Source organism: Cohnella sp. OV330 (assembly GCF_900112065.1).
Classification (GTDB): Bacteria; Bacillota; Bacilli; order Paenibacillales; family Paenibacillaceae; genus Cohnella.
On record NZ_FOKE01000011.1, the window covers coordinates 1 to 12427 of the forward strand.

Sequence of the window (12427 nt, forward strand, 5' to 3'; positions counted from 1 at the left end):
AGCGCTGTATGTCGCTGTGCAGTGCGGGCTTAGAAAGGGTGTAAACGAACGGCTAAAAGCCTATTACGACAAGAAAAGGAAAGAGGGCAAGCCCTACAAGGTAGTCGTGATCGCTTGCGCCAACAAGCTTTTGCATCACGTCCATGCCATCCTCGTAAAAGGCGAGCCCTACAAAGCCTAAATTCCATATTCACCCAGAAGCATCCGCGCCAACGGAGGCTTCTTTGTGTTAGTTCAAAAACAGTATAGCAATAACGATGCCGCAATCCAACCACATAGGGTTGACAAACATTAGCTGGTTTTTGCGTACCGCATAATCCCCCAAGGGCCGGAGAAGCTATTTCCGTTAATGCCAACCCGAAGGAGACGATCGCGCGATGAATAAGCAAAGCACCTTGGCGCCGCACGAATCGATGGAGCTTCACGAAGCGCTCAACTTCAAGACGCTCTGCCTGGCGAAGTCCAAACTCATGCAAGGCCTCGTATTCGACCAGGAGCTCAAAGACTTGATGCAAAAAGATGTCGTCCAATCCACGCAGGCCATCGCCGAGATTCAAGCGCTCTACGCGAAGGCCCCTTTCCAAACGCAGGTCCCTCAGAATCGTCCCACGCCCATCTTGAATTAAAGGGGAACCGAAATGAACCAAGATTATTTGGATCCGATCAATGCGCTCAACATGCCTGAAATGGCGGATACCACGTTTGCCATGGACTTTCTGCTCCGCGCCAAGGAAGGCGTCCGCAACGCCGCGATCGCCTTGACGGAAACGACTTCTCCGGAAGCCAGAACGCTGCTGCGCAACCAGCTCCGCCAGGGGATTGCCATGCACCAGGAAATAACTGACCTCATGATGCGCAAAAAGTGGTTCCATCCCTACGAGCTGAGCGAGCAATATCAGCTGGACCAGCTGTCGGCCAATAATACGGTCATGATCGGGCAGATGAACCTGTTCCCCGGCGACACGAGCCGTAAAGGAATGTTCGATAGGACGCCGGACGAGCACATGAAGGGTGATCAAGCATGAAGGCCGTTACTTACCAGGGCATCAAAAACGTCGTCGTCAAAGAGGTACCCGATCCAAAGATCGAGAAACCGGACGATATGATCGTCAAAATGACGAGCACGGCCATCTGCGGGTCGGACCTCCATCTCATTCACGGCATGATCCCCAACCTGCAGGAGAACTACGTCATCGGTCACGAGCCGATGGGCATCGTTGAAGAAGTCGGCCCCGGCGTCACGAAGCTCAAGAAGGGCGATCGGGTCATCATCCCGTTCAACATCGCCTGCGGCGAGTGCTTCTACTGCAAAAACCAGCTCGAAAGCCAATGCGACAATTCGAACGATAATGGGGATATGGGCGCCTACTTCGGCTATTCCGGCACGACCGGCGGATATCCCGGCGGGCAGGCGGAGTATTTGCGTGTGCCGTACGCGAATTTCACCCACTTCAAAATTCCCGAGAGTTGCGAGGAGCCGGACGAAAAGCTGTGCCTGATCGCCGACGCGATGACGACGGCGTATTGGAGCGTAGACAACGCCGGCGTGAAGAACGGGGACACGGTGATCGTACTGGGCTGCGGCCCGGTCGGACTGCTCGCGCAGAAATTCGCATGGCTGAAGGGAGCGAAGCGCGTCATCGCGGTCGACTACGTCAACTATCGCCTCGAGCATGCCAAGCGTACGAACAACGTGGAGATCGTGAACTTCGAGCAGCACCAGAATACCGGCAGCTATCTCAAAGAAATCACGAAGGGCGGCGCCGACGTCGTCATCGATGCGGTCGGCATGGACGGAAAGATGAACGATCTCGAATTCCTCGCAAGCGGCCTCAAGCTGCAGGGCGGTACGATGAGTCCCATCATCATCGCCTCCCAGGCGGTCCGCAAGGGCGGTATGATCCAGATCACCGGCGTATACGGCGGGCGTTACAACGGATTTCCGCTCGGCGATATCATGCAGCGCAACGTGAACATCCGTTCCGGACAGGCGCCTGTCATCCACTACATGCCGTATATGTACGAGCTGATCGCCTCGGGCAAGGTCAACCCGGGCGACGTCGTCACGCACGTGATCCCGCTTAGCGAGGCGAAGCGCGGCTACGAAGCGTTCGATACGAAGACGGACAACTGCATCAAAGTCATCTTGAAGTCGTGAGCCACGGCTTCGATCAAGGAGGAATCTCGACATGAACGGGAACTACGCCCTGCACGAAACGCTGGAGGTCCACGAGATCGCCGCGTTCAAGACGGTCTGCATGACGAAGTCCAAGACGATGCAAGCGCTCGTGTCCGACCCCGAGCTGAAGCAGATCATGCAGCGCGACGCAGAGGTATCCACGCGGCAGCTGCAAGAGCTGAGCGGCATCCTGTCCAAATCGCATGAGGGGAGCTGAAGCCGCATGAACCCGATCCTGGAGTATATGACGGGCATGAATCCCCTGTCGGACCAAGTCATCGCGATGGATATGCTGACGAGCGCCAAGAGCGGCGTCCGGAACTACGCGATGGCCGTCACGGAATGCGCGACGCCGGAAGTCAAAGCGGTATTGGCCAAGCAGCTCGAGGAGGCCATCGACCTTCATCACTCGATCGCCGACTATATGGCCGAACGCGGTTTCTACCACCCGCACGACCTGAATCAGCAGATTCGGCTGGACCTGCAGAACATCGATACCGCTTTGAACATTCCCTACTGAACATAACGCGAAAAAGCAAAACGGCCCCCGACGCTTGGCGCCTGGGGGCCTTTTATTTGCGCGGCTTGGACTCGCCAGATATGATGTGCGCAAGGATACGGGCTTTCGATAAAGGCTGACATCGCGATCCCGCCGAACTCTATCGCGGCTCGGCGGCATGCATAAACCGCACCGCGGCCGTCCATGCTAACGTGCAGCGCCTTCAGAGGGGCGTAATGAGCAGGAGGGATTCGCCATGGCCAAGCCGGACAATCGCGCGGACAACGTCGAACATCTGCAGCAAAAGGTCGAGGATACGCTTGAAAACCTCGGCGAAGCCGAAGACTACCTGAACGAGTTCTCCTCCGAGATCGGCAGCGAGGAGCGCGAGCGCATCGAGAAGAAAAACGAACGCCGCCGCCACAGCATCGAAGGCTTCCGCGAAGAGATCAAGGACGAAGCGGCCTATTCCCAAGAATAGCTGCGACGGCACGATTCCAGCATGAAACGAGTAGACCGTTCAGGCCGCCAGGCCCGAACGGTCTATTCGTTATTGAGCGGCGAAGGCGGCCGCAGGACGGCATAAAAAAGCAATCGGGCCGATACGGCTGCAGCCGTTCGGCCCGATTGCTCGGGAGCGATGCGAAGATTTATTGCTGGGTACCCAGGTATTGGGCGAGTTGATCGAACGTGCCTCCGAAGCCCTGCGACACCATCGGCCGCATGCGCTCGAAAGCCGCGCGTTCGGCTTCGGTCGCGTTGAGCGGACCGCCCTGCAGCGTCAGCGTCGTCTTGCCGTTTTCCTCGGCGAGCGTCAAGATGTTGATAATCTCCAGCGGCCAGTTCGGGTCGAACGGCGCGCGCACGGTATTGCCTTCTTCGTCCGAGAACGATTGGACGAAGACGAGCTTCTCCGGAGGCGTTACTTCGCGATACACGAACTTGCCCCACATTTCATGGCCTTCCGGGGACTTCTGGCTTCCCAGGAACAGGCCGCCAGGACGCACGTCCATTTTCGCGACGGTCAGGGAGAACCCTTTGGGTCCCCACCAATTGCCGAAGTGCCGGGGGTCCGTCCACACCTTGAATACAAGCTCCCTGGGGGAGTCGAATACGCGGGTCAACATCAGATCGTAACGTTCGGTTTGATTGTCAGTCACTTCACGTTCCTCCTTTTTTCGCCTCAAGCGACGGCGGATTCGCTTCTTCCCGTTGGATTTCCTTCAAATAATCGTCCAGTCGATCGAGCCGCATCTCCCACATCTCGCGAAACGTTTGGAGCCAGGCGTCGATCTCCTGAAGAGGCTCCGTCCTCAGCATGTAGAAACGGCGGTTCGCCGCCGGACGCACGTCGACGATCTGGGCCTCGTTTAATATTTTCAGATGCTTGGACGCTTGTGGCTGCCGAATATGAAGCCGATCGGCGATCTCGTTTACCGTAAGCGGACCTTTCCGCAACAGCTCGACCATATGCAATCGGTTGGGTTCCGCCAGCGCGCTCAAAGTTGCTACATTCATTCTGTTCCCCGTCCGATCCGTATGGTTAGAGTGTACTGGATGCCTGAGTCAGAAGCCGGGCCAGCAGGTCATAGTCGGGCTCGTCCCCTTGGCGGATCTTCAGCCACTTCCGCTCCTCGGGACCCTCGAACCCCTTCGGGACGTCCAGGCCGGAGGCATTCATGATCATAAAGGCGATCGCGTCCTTGGAAGGCGAGATCACCGCCGCATAATGCCCGTTCTTTAGAAAATGGGGCTTCTTGTATTGGATGCGTTCCTCAGCTTCCGGTATGGAATCATGGACCAAGCGCCGAAGACGATTGCCGATATTGACCTGCCAAGGCTGGGCAAGGCTGTTGATAAACGCGGTGACCTCTTCATTCATTCCGACGATTTCTCCTTTCTGATTCGAAGTGAATATACCACATATGGAATATTCCATCAAGGGAACTTTTGAAACCCTCCCCTCTTCGCATCCGGCAGATGATACAATGGAGAAAATTCCCCCCTTTTCCGCCCGGAGGCTCCCATGTACGCTTTTATCCGTCGGCTCCTCTCTTCTTTCCTTAAATACAAGCTGCAATCCGCTTTTTTGCTGGCTGCGGTCATGGTCGAGCTGGCCTTCGAGACCTTCATGCCGCTGAGCTTCAAGTTCATCATCGACTATGCCATCGTGCCGAAGCGGTACGCGACGCTGCTGACCCTGCTGATTCTGATGGCAGGCGCCGCGGTCGCGTCCGTCGCCATCGGATTTTATCGCGACCGGATATTCGCCGGGCTGAGCGCGCGTATCCTATCGGATGACTACAAGCGGCTTTTCAATAAGCTGCAGACGCTGGGCACCGATTTTTTTCACCGGATGCCGGGCGGCGACATCGTGTCCCGGTTCAACGGCGACCTCGTTTCGATCGATGCCTTCGTCAAGTTGATCCCCTACACGCTGTTGTCCGTGCTGGGATTGGCGGCTAACGTGACCGTGCTGTTTTTCCTGCAGTGGAAGCTGGCGCTGCTGGCCGTCATCGGGATGCCGCTGTGCCTCATCGGTCCAAAGCTGTTCGGCAAGAAGGCGTACGAGGCGAGCTACGAACTCAAAGAAGCCCAGGCGCAGCTCGCCTCGGCGGTTCAAGAAAACATCGGCGCGCAGCCTGTCATTAAGGCATTCGGGCTCCAGCGGACGTTCGTCCGGCGATTCGCCGACCGGATGGACGACTACCGTTCGGCGTCTTCACGGTCGAGCTTCCTCGGCTTCGCGATCGATCGCGCCACCAATCTCGGCACGATGCTGCTGAACCTGGCGACGATCGCCGTGGGTTCCATGCTGGCTTATTACGGCATGCTATCGATCGGCTCCTTACTGGCGTTCAGCACGATTCTGATCAGCCTCGGCTACCTGGTCGCCGCCGTAACCTGGGTCGCGCCGATGTTCATCGAAGCCGTGTCGGGCATGCAGCGCATTCAGGAAATATTGGACGAGGCGCCTTCCGTCGCGGACGACGAATCCGCCCCCCGGATGCCGCCCCTCGAGCGCGGCATCGCGCTGCGCGACGTCACGTTCGGATACGACGCCAGGCAGCGCAGCCTGAGCGACGTCAGCTTATTCATTCCCAAGGGCAGCTACGCCGCCTTCGTCGGCGCCAGCGGCTCTGGGAAGAGCACGATCGTCAATCTCCTGATGCGCCTGTACGATCCGCTTCGAGGCGCGGTCCTCTTCGACGATTACGACATCAAGCGGATGAATATCCAATCGATCCGCTCGCACATCGGCATCGTGTTCCAGGAAAGCTTCCTGTTCCATACGTCGATCATGGAGAACATTCGTCTAGGCGCGCCTGAAGCGACCGACGATGAAGTGGTCGAGGCCGCGCGCGCCGCCGAGATTCACGACTTTATCATGGGGCTGCCCGATGGATACGCGACGAACGTCGGCGAGCGGGGAGGCCGGCTGTCGGGCGGGCAGCGGCAGCGCGTCGCGATCGCGCGGGCTATCGTGCGCGACCCGGATATCCTCATCCTGGACGAGGCGACCTCGGCGCTCGATCCCGCGACGGAAGCAGCGATCAATCTGACCCTCCGGCGCATCTCCGCGAACCGGACGGTCATCTCCGTCACGCACCGCCTGGCTTCGGCCGAGCATGCAGACTGCATCTACGTGCTCCACCAGGGCCGGATCGCGGAGCAGGGCACGCACCGGGAGCTGCTGCAGCTGCCCGACGGACGTTACAAGCAATCCTGGCAGAAGCAATCCGGGTTCGAGCTCAGCGACAACGGGCATCATGTCGGCGTCCACGTAGATCGCCTCAAGCTGTTCCCTCTTTTTTCTGAGCTCGACGACGGGCTGCTGAAAGAAATCTCCCATTTCTTCGTAACCGAGTCGTACGCTTCGGGAAGAACGCTCATTCATGAGGGCGACATCGGAGATAAGTTCTACGTCATCGTGCACGGCAAAGTCGAGGTACTCAAAAAGGACGACGACGGCGAAAATCAGCCCGTCGCCGTCCTATCGGACGGGGATTTCTTCGGAGAGGTGGCGCTGCTGCGCAGCGTGCCGCGGACGGCGACCGTCAACACGTTGACGCCGGTCGTCTGCGTGACGCTGCAGCGCGAGTTTTTCCAGAGCTTCGTGGGGCGGTCGCCTCACGTGGCCGCCTTCATGAACCTCCGGTCCAGGTAAATGGCGCGGATCGAATCCAGCAGCACGCCCTCGCGCGCGGCATGCGCGATCTTGCCGGCGAATTCGGGCCTGACGAGATGGGCGAGCGGCTGTTCCACCTTCTCGTATAGCCCAAAGGCGTCCAGCGCCTGCGCGTCCCAAATATCGGCGTATAAGAGCAAGTCGTCGGGCATCACCCGCTTCCGGTCCGTGCCCGGTTCCGGCAGGCAATCGAACGGCACGTCCACGTTCAGCGAGCCGTAGTCGTCGGTCAGCTGTTCGCCGGGGTAGATATCGCGTACGGCGATCTCCACTTCGTACGCCGTGCCGATGCAGTTCGCGTGGAAGCTGTGGTTGACGTAGCGGCCGATGTCCCAGCAAAGGATGAATTGCCCCAGCTGATTGCGGTACGAATACTTCAGCACCTGCTTTTTGCGGTCCGCGTCCAGCGCGCGCACGGCCTCCGGCTCCAGGACCTGGTCCAGATCGTCAAGCGCCCAAGTGAGCGTTCCCTTCGGGATCAGCCGCGTCGCGAATACGCCGTAACCCATTTTCTCGTCGATATAACGCAGTTCCGTGTGCGGATGCATCATCCCGGATAGACCCCTGTCCATTGGATATTAGTACCTAACTAATTATTATCCAAGGATTTGTCGAATCCTGCTCTGCCCCGCCTATAAATCTAACGGTCGAATGCCCGGGACGGCCTTCTAAGCGGACACTCGGCGAAGGAAGGCGCTCCGGGCACGAAGACGGCGAGCTTGCGCATGAAGTAGCACGACTCCGGAAAGTGATGCTCGAGGAACCGCAGCGTAGCTTTGGACAGCAGCTCGGTGCCGATGTATTCGGCCACGATCCGCTGCACGAAGGCGTAGAATTCTCTCACCGACGCCAGCACCTCGGCCGCGAATCGCGTCTCGGCCGGGAAGCCGGGCGCCGTAAAACGCTCGTAGCTCTGCATGGCGCGGTTTTTGACCATATACGAGGAAAAGACCGTGGCGAACCTGTCCGCCTGCGCGCCCAGTCCCTGCTCGACGGGATCCAACAGCCCGTGCAGCAGCACGGCATGCCCCAGCTGATCTTCGATCCATAGATCGAGCAATTGGGTCAAGGCTAGCGGCGGCGCCGGTATCCCCTGCGCCCAGTAGGAGAGCTGGCGCAAATACTCCCGGTTCTCGCCGATCGTACCGTTGAAGTAGGACGGCGTCAGGTTCAGATTCACTTGATTGAACAGCCGCAGGTGCTGCATATGCCCTTCCAGCCGGCAGTAGGCGTCCGCGAGCGGATAGACGCTCTCCGCGAACGCCCGCATCGCCGGCGCCTCGGCCGGTTCGAAGGGCGGCAGCGCCTCCGCCCGCGCGATCGCCTCGCGGAACGGCACGAAGAAGCGCTCGGCCTCCTGCCACCATCTCGTCTCGGACGGCGACAGATAGTCCCTCAGAAAATGCGCGTGATCCTCCAGCACCTCGAGCCAGAATAAATGCTCCTCCTTGATCGACATGCCCCCGTTTTGCGTCATCGATGAGCGCCCTCCCCGCAATAGGATTTGCTCTCACCATTGTATGAGGGGCGGCATGCGGGTAGTCGCTATTTACTCGGTGCGGCGCTGGCCGCCCCTGAGCCGGGAGACGATCGGATAAACGAAGACGAGACACTCGATGAATAAAGCGAAGGTCGCCCAACTCCTGTCGAAGGAACGGGCCAGCTCGGCCGGATAGCGGGCCAGGACGACCGACAGCGCCACGACGAATGCCGCGAGCGGAAAAGTGATCGGCTTATAATGGCTGAGCCCGAGCGCTTGGGAGACCAGCAGCGTCCCGACGGCGAAGACGATGCTGAGCTTGATGAATAGACCTGCAAACCAGATGGAGACGATGATCGCGTCCATATTATGCACGAAGTCGCCCAGATGCAGGAAGCCGCTCAGCTCCAGCGCGGGATACATGAGCGCGCCCGAGAGCCGAGGACCGAGGAAGACGATCATGAGCAGAAATTCCGAAACGAGAATATAGGTTCCCGCCATCGATCCGATCCACACCGCCTTGCGCACCTTCTGACGGCCGTCGAATAGCGGCACGATGTATGCGAGCAGCACCAATTCCCCGTACCAGGGGATCAGCGAATACGTCTGGCTCCACAGCGCCTTCCAATCGTGAATACGCGTAAATTCATGCCACATCGGCGTGCTCATTTCGGGAATAAAAAACAGCGGCTTGATGAAAAAGAGAAATCCGATGAGGAAAAAGCAGCCCTGCGCGAACCGAAACGCGACCGGAACGCCGGATTGGGCCATGGATGCCGCGGCCGACATGACCAGCACGGCGACCGCGACCGACGGCGTCTCCTTCAGATAGGTCGGCACGAAAAAATCGGTAAATTCGCGGAGAATATGCGCGGACAAGTGGAGGAAGAAAAAGGCCGAGAGCAGCAAAATCGCGGCGTTTCCGGCCTTGCCGACGACTTTTGCGCCTTCGATGCCTATATAAGCGGAAGGACGGCGCAGCGCGTAGCGCAAGCTGAGAACCGTAAGCGCCGTTCCGGCTACCGCGGCAAGCCCAATGCTGTATACGCCGTCGAAGGGAGCGTTCTTGGCCATCGGGGCGAGCAGGAAGGCGATCGTCGTCGAAAACACGTATACGAAAATGAGCGATCCAATCTGGAGCCCCGTTATCGTCCCCTGGTTTTTCAAGGCGGCCCCTCCTCTCTTATCCGATCACTTGCGGGCGATCCAGCTCTGCACCGGCCCGAAGACGAAGTCGATCGCCCGGTTGGGATTCACCCATTCGGGCATATAGTGCGCGAGCGCCGCGAAGACGAACGCGAATCCGGTCACGCCGAAGGCCACGACCCGGTCGCGCTTGCATGCCGATCCGCGCCGCAGCAGAAAGATCTGGTACAAGATGACGGCCCCCATGCCCAGCGTCAGCATAATCATGAGATACCGCCGCCTTCCGAGGACATTCTGGGCGAATGGCTGATGCCGGAGGTTCGCAGGATGATACGAGCGTGGATGACCGGTTTCATGTTCAAGAACAGATTCTCCCGCGGCTGGTCCGCCCAACTCCGCCATAGCGACGGATATTTGTACTTCACGTATTCGCTCCATTGGAAAGCGTCTACCTGCTCCTCCTGCGCCTTGTCGGCTGCGGATTGCGCCAGATCCCGCACCCGCACGTTCAGAGCCCGCTCGATCTTCCTCATGCTCGCCGGATCGTAAAGATCCATATTCGATTGGATGGAGACGAGATCCGCCTTGCCGTCGATGGACACGTGGATGAACACCTTGCCGCCGCGCCGTTCGGCTCTCGTCACCTGCTTGACGTCGACCAGCCTGACGCTGAATAACCCTTCCGGATCCGGGATTTTCGCCGTGAGCATCATTTCCGGCGTGCGGCTTTTCATGAATGAGATCCCTATCGTCTCGTCCTCCGTAAACGTGCCGACGACGGCGTTGTTTTTCATGAGCGCCGCGCCTCCGATGCCGGACCAATGCACGGTTTTGTCCTCCGTCTGCAGCTTAAGCTCCCGCATGCTCAGCTCGGGGATATAAGCATCTCCCAAGTTGTTCCATTGCGAATACAGCAAATTCCGGATATTGACCGGCGGCAGTCGCCTGGAATGCGCGGATTCGCGCCAGATCTCCGCGGGGAAACGCTCGAAGAGGGGCGTCAGCTTCGCGATATTCCGGGCTTCGCCGTTAAAGTAAAACACGTAAACGCGAAGCCGAAAATCCGTCGCCCGGATCAGGAAATCGAACAGAGGCGCCATTCCTGCCCGCGCGTAACGGTCTCCGACGATGATCGTGCGCATTTGCCCCCATGCGACGTTGCGCGGCAGGTCCTTCTGGATCTGCTGGAAGGCTTCCGTGATATCCCGTCCTTTGCCCGTCATCAACACGAACGGCTTCTCGGTACCCGGAGAAGCATTCAAGCCGATAGAGATGCGATTCGGGAGAAGGAACATGGTCGAGATCTCCGTCCGGCCCTGCTCGTCCCGATCGACGATCATCGTCGACACGAAGGTGCGGTCGTTGAGCTCCTGCTTGGACCAGCACCCGGTTAACCCCGTCAGCGCGACGACGACCATCGTCAGTCTTAAGGCAAAGGAACGGGCTCCTAGACGCTTGGGCATCGTTTCCCCTCGTTTCGTTCGCTTTTTTTAGGAACGCTTGGCGCCCATACGCTTGCTCCATGGGAACCGCCCTGCGGCATCCTTCATCCGCTCGGCCTTATACGGAATAAACGGAGACAGGTAAGGCGTACCGAACGAATCCAACGACAGCAGGTGAATGTAGACGAAAAAGACGCCGACGATCAAGCCCAGCAGGCCGAAGATCGCCGAGGTGAACAGCAGCATGAACCGGAGGAAACGAACCGTCAGCGTCAGCGAGAAATGCGGCACGATAAACGAAGAGATGCCCGTCAGGGCGACGATGATGACCATCGGGGCGCTTACGATGCCGGCCGTCACCGCGGCGTCCCCGATCACGATCGCGCCGACGATCGAGATCGTCTGTCCGATGGCCGACGGGATACGCTGTCCCGCTTCGCGCATCACCTCGAACGTCACCTCCATGATGAGCGCCTCCACAATGGCCGGGAACGGCACGATATCCCGGCTCGAAGCGACGGAGATCAGCAGGTTGTACGGCATCATCTCGGGATGGAACGTCGTGATCGCGACATAAGCCGAAGGCAACACAAGGCTCAAGCCGAAGAAGGCGTACCGCAGGATGCGGACCCAACTGCTGTAGAAATATCGCTGGTAGTAGTCTTCCGCGGACTGCATGAAGGACAGCAAGGTCGCGGGCGCGATCAGGTTGCTCGGGCTTCCGTCGGTCAGCAGCGCGATACGCCCTTCGAACAGAGAGGAAGCCAACACGTCGGGCCTTTCCGTATTCAGCATTTTCGGGAACGGGGAAGCCAGCCGGTCGTCCAGCGCCTCCTCGAGAAAGCTGCTGCCCGGTAGCCGGTTCGTGCGGATTTCTTTCAGCTTTTTCTGGACCTCCCGTACCAACTCTTCGTCACAGCTTCCCTTCATATAGAGCAGCAAGACGGTCGTGCGCGATTCGCTGCCGATGACGAATTCCTCCACGACCAGCTTGTCACTCTTGACGCGCTGGCGGACGAGCGAGAGATTCGTCCAGATGTCCTCGACGAACGACTCCTTCGGTCCGCGGATCGTCTTCTCGTTTTCCCCGGCCGACACCGAACGCATCGCCTTCTGCTGAAACGGAAACAGTACGCCCGTTGCCTGGCCGTCGATGCATAACACGGCCTGTCCGTTCAGAAGCCCGTCCAATGCCGCCTCGGGCGAACGCGTCAGCGAATAGGTCGTAGGGAAATACGACCTGCGCTCCAGAATGTCCCCGAGCCGCTCCTCGTCGCTGCCCTTGTACGGCGCGAGCAGCGTGCGAAGCACATGCGTCTGCAGCATTTCCAGATCGATCGCATCCATCATGTAGTAGACCGTGCAGGAAAAGCTGCCCTGTTCGATCTTCTGGGAGACGACGTCCGGACGGGTTTTCAGACGATCGTTCAACCACTGAGCCAATTCCATACGGAGCCTTCCTTTTTTGGTAATAGCATCCGCCAGGCGGCTC

General features: G+C 58.8%; 16 protein-coding genes and 1 pseudogene. 8 read left to right on the forward strand and 9 right to left on the reverse strand.

The window, feature by feature from the left end:
* From BM235_RS23100 to tlp, 7 genes and pseudogenes are all read left to right on the forward strand, one after another.
* Positions 1 to 181: pseudogene (locus BM235_RS23100) on the forward strand (IS110 family transposase); the annotation flags it as partial.
* 196 nt (positions 182 to 377) lie between these two features.
* Positions 378 to 626, forward strand: a complete 249-nt coding sequence (locus BM235_RS23105) for a spore gernimation protein GerQ (protein WP_090116622.1) — start codon at positions 378 to 380, stop codon at positions 624 to 626.
* A gap of 12 nt (positions 627 to 638) precedes the next feature.
* A complete protein-coding gene (locus tag BM235_RS23110) occupies positions 639 to 1025 on the forward strand; it encodes a spore coat protein (RefSeq protein WP_090116623.1) in 387 nt (128 codons plus the stop codon).
* Positions 1022 to 2158, forward strand: a complete 1137-nt coding sequence (locus tag BM235_RS23115; protein ID WP_090116624.1) for a zinc-dependent alcohol dehydrogenase — start codon at positions 1022 to 1024, stop codon at positions 2156 to 2158. Before BM235_RS23110 ends, BM235_RS23115 begins: the two co-directional genes overlap by 4 nt.
* Positions 2159 to 2189: 31 nt before the next feature.
* Positions 2190 to 2396, forward strand: coding sequence for a hypothetical protein (locus BM235_RS23120; RefSeq protein ID WP_090116625.1), 207 nt, complete (start codon positions 2190 to 2192; stop codon positions 2394 to 2396).
* A 6-nt stretch (positions 2397 to 2402) separates the two neighbouring features.
* Entirely contained in the window at positions 2403 to 2699 is a 297-nt protein-coding gene (locus BM235_RS23125; protein ID WP_090116626.1) for a spore coat protein, read from the forward strand.
* A 235-nt stretch (positions 2700 to 2934) separates the two neighbouring features.
* Positions 2935 to 3159 carry a small acid-soluble spore protein Tlp gene (tlp, locus tag BM235_RS23130; RefSeq protein WP_090116627.1) on the forward strand — a complete coding sequence of 75 codons (225 nt, stop codon included), beginning with the start codon at positions 2935 to 2937 and terminating at the stop codon, positions 3157 to 3159.
* 169 nt (positions 3160 to 3328) lie between these two features.
* Here tlp and BM235_RS23135 read toward each other — a convergent pair whose 3' ends face one another.
* The 3 genes from BM235_RS23135 to BM235_RS23145 are packed head-to-tail and all read right to left on the reverse strand — an operon-like array spanning position 3329 to position 4560.
* Entirely contained in the window at positions 3329 to 3805 is a 477-nt protein-coding gene (locus tag BM235_RS23135; protein ID WP_090116873.1) for an SRPBCC family protein, read from the reverse strand.
* Between the two features lie 34 nt (positions 3806 to 3839).
* Positions 3840 to 4196 carry an ArsR/SmtB family transcription factor gene (locus BM235_RS23140; protein WP_090116628.1) on the reverse strand — a complete coding sequence of 119 codons (357 nt, stop codon included), beginning with the start codon at positions 4194 to 4196 and terminating at the stop codon, positions 3840 to 3842.
* A 25-nt stretch (positions 4197 to 4221) separates the two neighbouring features.
* The gene (locus tag BM235_RS23145) at positions 4222 to 4560 is read right to left on the reverse strand and encodes a DUF1801 domain-containing protein (RefSeq protein WP_090116629.1); all 339 of its coding nucleotides are present in this window, start codon (positions 4558 to 4560) and stop codon (positions 4222 to 4224) included.
* A gap of 144 nt (positions 4561 to 4704) precedes the next feature.
* On the opposite strand from BM235_RS23145, the gene BM235_RS23150 reads away from it, so the two are divergent.
* Positions 4705 to 6846: an ATP-binding cassette domain-containing protein gene (locus tag BM235_RS23150; protein WP_090116630.1), complete on the forward strand. Its 2142-nt coding sequence runs from the start codon at positions 4705 to 4707 to the stop codon at positions 6844 to 6846.
* Here the strand turns inward: BM235_RS23150 and BM235_RS23155 are convergent.
* The 6 genes from BM235_RS23155 to BM235_RS23180 form a co-directional block, all read right to left on the reverse strand.
* On the reverse strand, positions 6810 to 7418 hold the full coding sequence (locus tag BM235_RS23155; protein ID WP_090116631.1) for an SET domain-containing protein: 609 nt from the start codon (positions 7416 to 7418) through the stop codon (positions 6810 to 6812). The two genes, BM235_RS23150 and BM235_RS23155, sit on opposite strands and share 37 nt — an antisense overlap.
* 89 nt (positions 7419 to 7507) lie before the next feature.
* Entirely contained in the window at positions 7508 to 8344 is an 837-nt protein-coding gene (locus tag BM235_RS23160) for a DUF2935 domain-containing protein (RefSeq protein WP_090116632.1), read from the reverse strand.
* A gap of 72 nt (positions 8345 to 8416) precedes the next feature.
* A complete protein-coding gene (locus BM235_RS23165; protein WP_090116633.1) occupies positions 8417 to 9514 on the reverse strand; it encodes a GerAB/ArcD/ProY family transporter in 1098 nt (365 codons plus the stop codon).
* 24 nt (positions 9515 to 9538) lie between these two features.
* Entirely contained in the window at positions 9539 to 9760 is a 222-nt protein-coding gene (locus BM235_RS23170; protein ID WP_090116634.1) for a hypothetical protein, read from the reverse strand.
* Entirely contained in the window at positions 9757 to 10956 is a 1200-nt protein-coding gene (locus BM235_RS23175) for a Ger(x)C family spore germination protein (RefSeq protein WP_090116635.1), read from the reverse strand. The genes BM235_RS23170 and BM235_RS23175 overlap by 4 nt, the downstream gene beginning before the upstream one ends.
* A 27-nt stretch (positions 10957 to 10983) precedes the next feature.
* Positions 10984 to 12384 (reverse strand): spore germination protein, encoded by a 1401-nt coding sequence (locus BM235_RS23180; protein WP_158544079.1) that lies wholly within the window; start codon positions 12382 to 12384, stop codon positions 10984 to 10986.
* Between the last annotated feature and the right edge of the window lie 43 nt (positions 12385 to 12427).

Coding starts and splice junctions, on each gene's coding strand:
- BM235_RS23170 (WP_090116634.1), bottom strand. CDS start 9,760: ATGATTATGCTGACGCTGGGCATGGGGGCCGTCATCTTGTACCAGATC.
- BM235_RS23120 (WP_090116625.1), top strand. CDS start 2,190: ATGAACGGGAACTACGCCCTGCACGAAACGCTGGAGGTCCACGAGATC.
- BM235_RS23145 (WP_090116629.1), bottom strand. CDS start 4,560: ATGAATGAAGAGGTCACCGCGTTTATCAACAGCCTTGCCCAGCCTTGG.
- BM235_RS23175 (WP_090116635.1), bottom strand. CDS start 10,956: ATGCCCAAGCGTCTAGGAGCCCGTTCCTTTGCCTTAAGACTGACGATG.
- BM235_RS23140 (WP_090116628.1), bottom strand. CDS start 4,196: ATGAATGTAGCAACTTTGAGCGCGCTGGCGGAACCCAACCGATTGCAT.
- BM235_RS23180 (WP_158544079.1), bottom strand. CDS start 12,384: ATGGAATTGGCTCAGTGGTTGAACGATCGTCTGAAAACCCGTCCGGAC.
- BM235_RS23105 (WP_090116622.1), top strand. CDS start 378: ATGAATAAGCAAAGCACCTTGGCGCCGCACGAATCGATGGAGCTTCAC.
- BM235_RS23160 (WP_090116632.1), bottom strand. CDS start 8,344: ATGACGCAAAACGGGGGCATGTCGATCAAGGAGGAGCATTTATTCTGG.
- tlp (WP_090116627.1), top strand. CDS start 2,935: ATGGCCAAGCCGGACAATCGCGCGGACAACGTCGAACATCTGCAGCAA.
- BM235_RS23110 (WP_090116623.1), top strand. CDS start 639: ATGAACCAAGATTATTTGGATCCGATCAATGCGCTCAACATGCCTGAA.
- BM235_RS23135 (WP_090116873.1), bottom strand. CDS start 3,805: ATGTTGACCCGCGTATTCGACTCCCCCAGGGAGCTTGTATTCAAGGTG.
- BM235_RS23155 (WP_090116631.1), bottom strand. CDS start 7,418: ATGATGCATCCGCACACGGAACTGCGTTATATCGACGAGAAAATGGGT.
- BM235_RS23125 (WP_090116626.1), top strand. CDS start 2,403: ATGAACCCGATCCTGGAGTATATGACGGGCATGAATCCCCTGTCGGAC.
- BM235_RS23150 (WP_090116630.1), top strand. CDS start 4,705: ATGTACGCTTTTATCCGTCGGCTCCTCTCTTCTTTCCTTAAATACAAG.
- BM235_RS23115 (WP_090116624.1), top strand. CDS start 1,022: ATGAAGGCCGTTACTTACCAGGGCATCAAAAACGTCGTCGTCAAAGAG.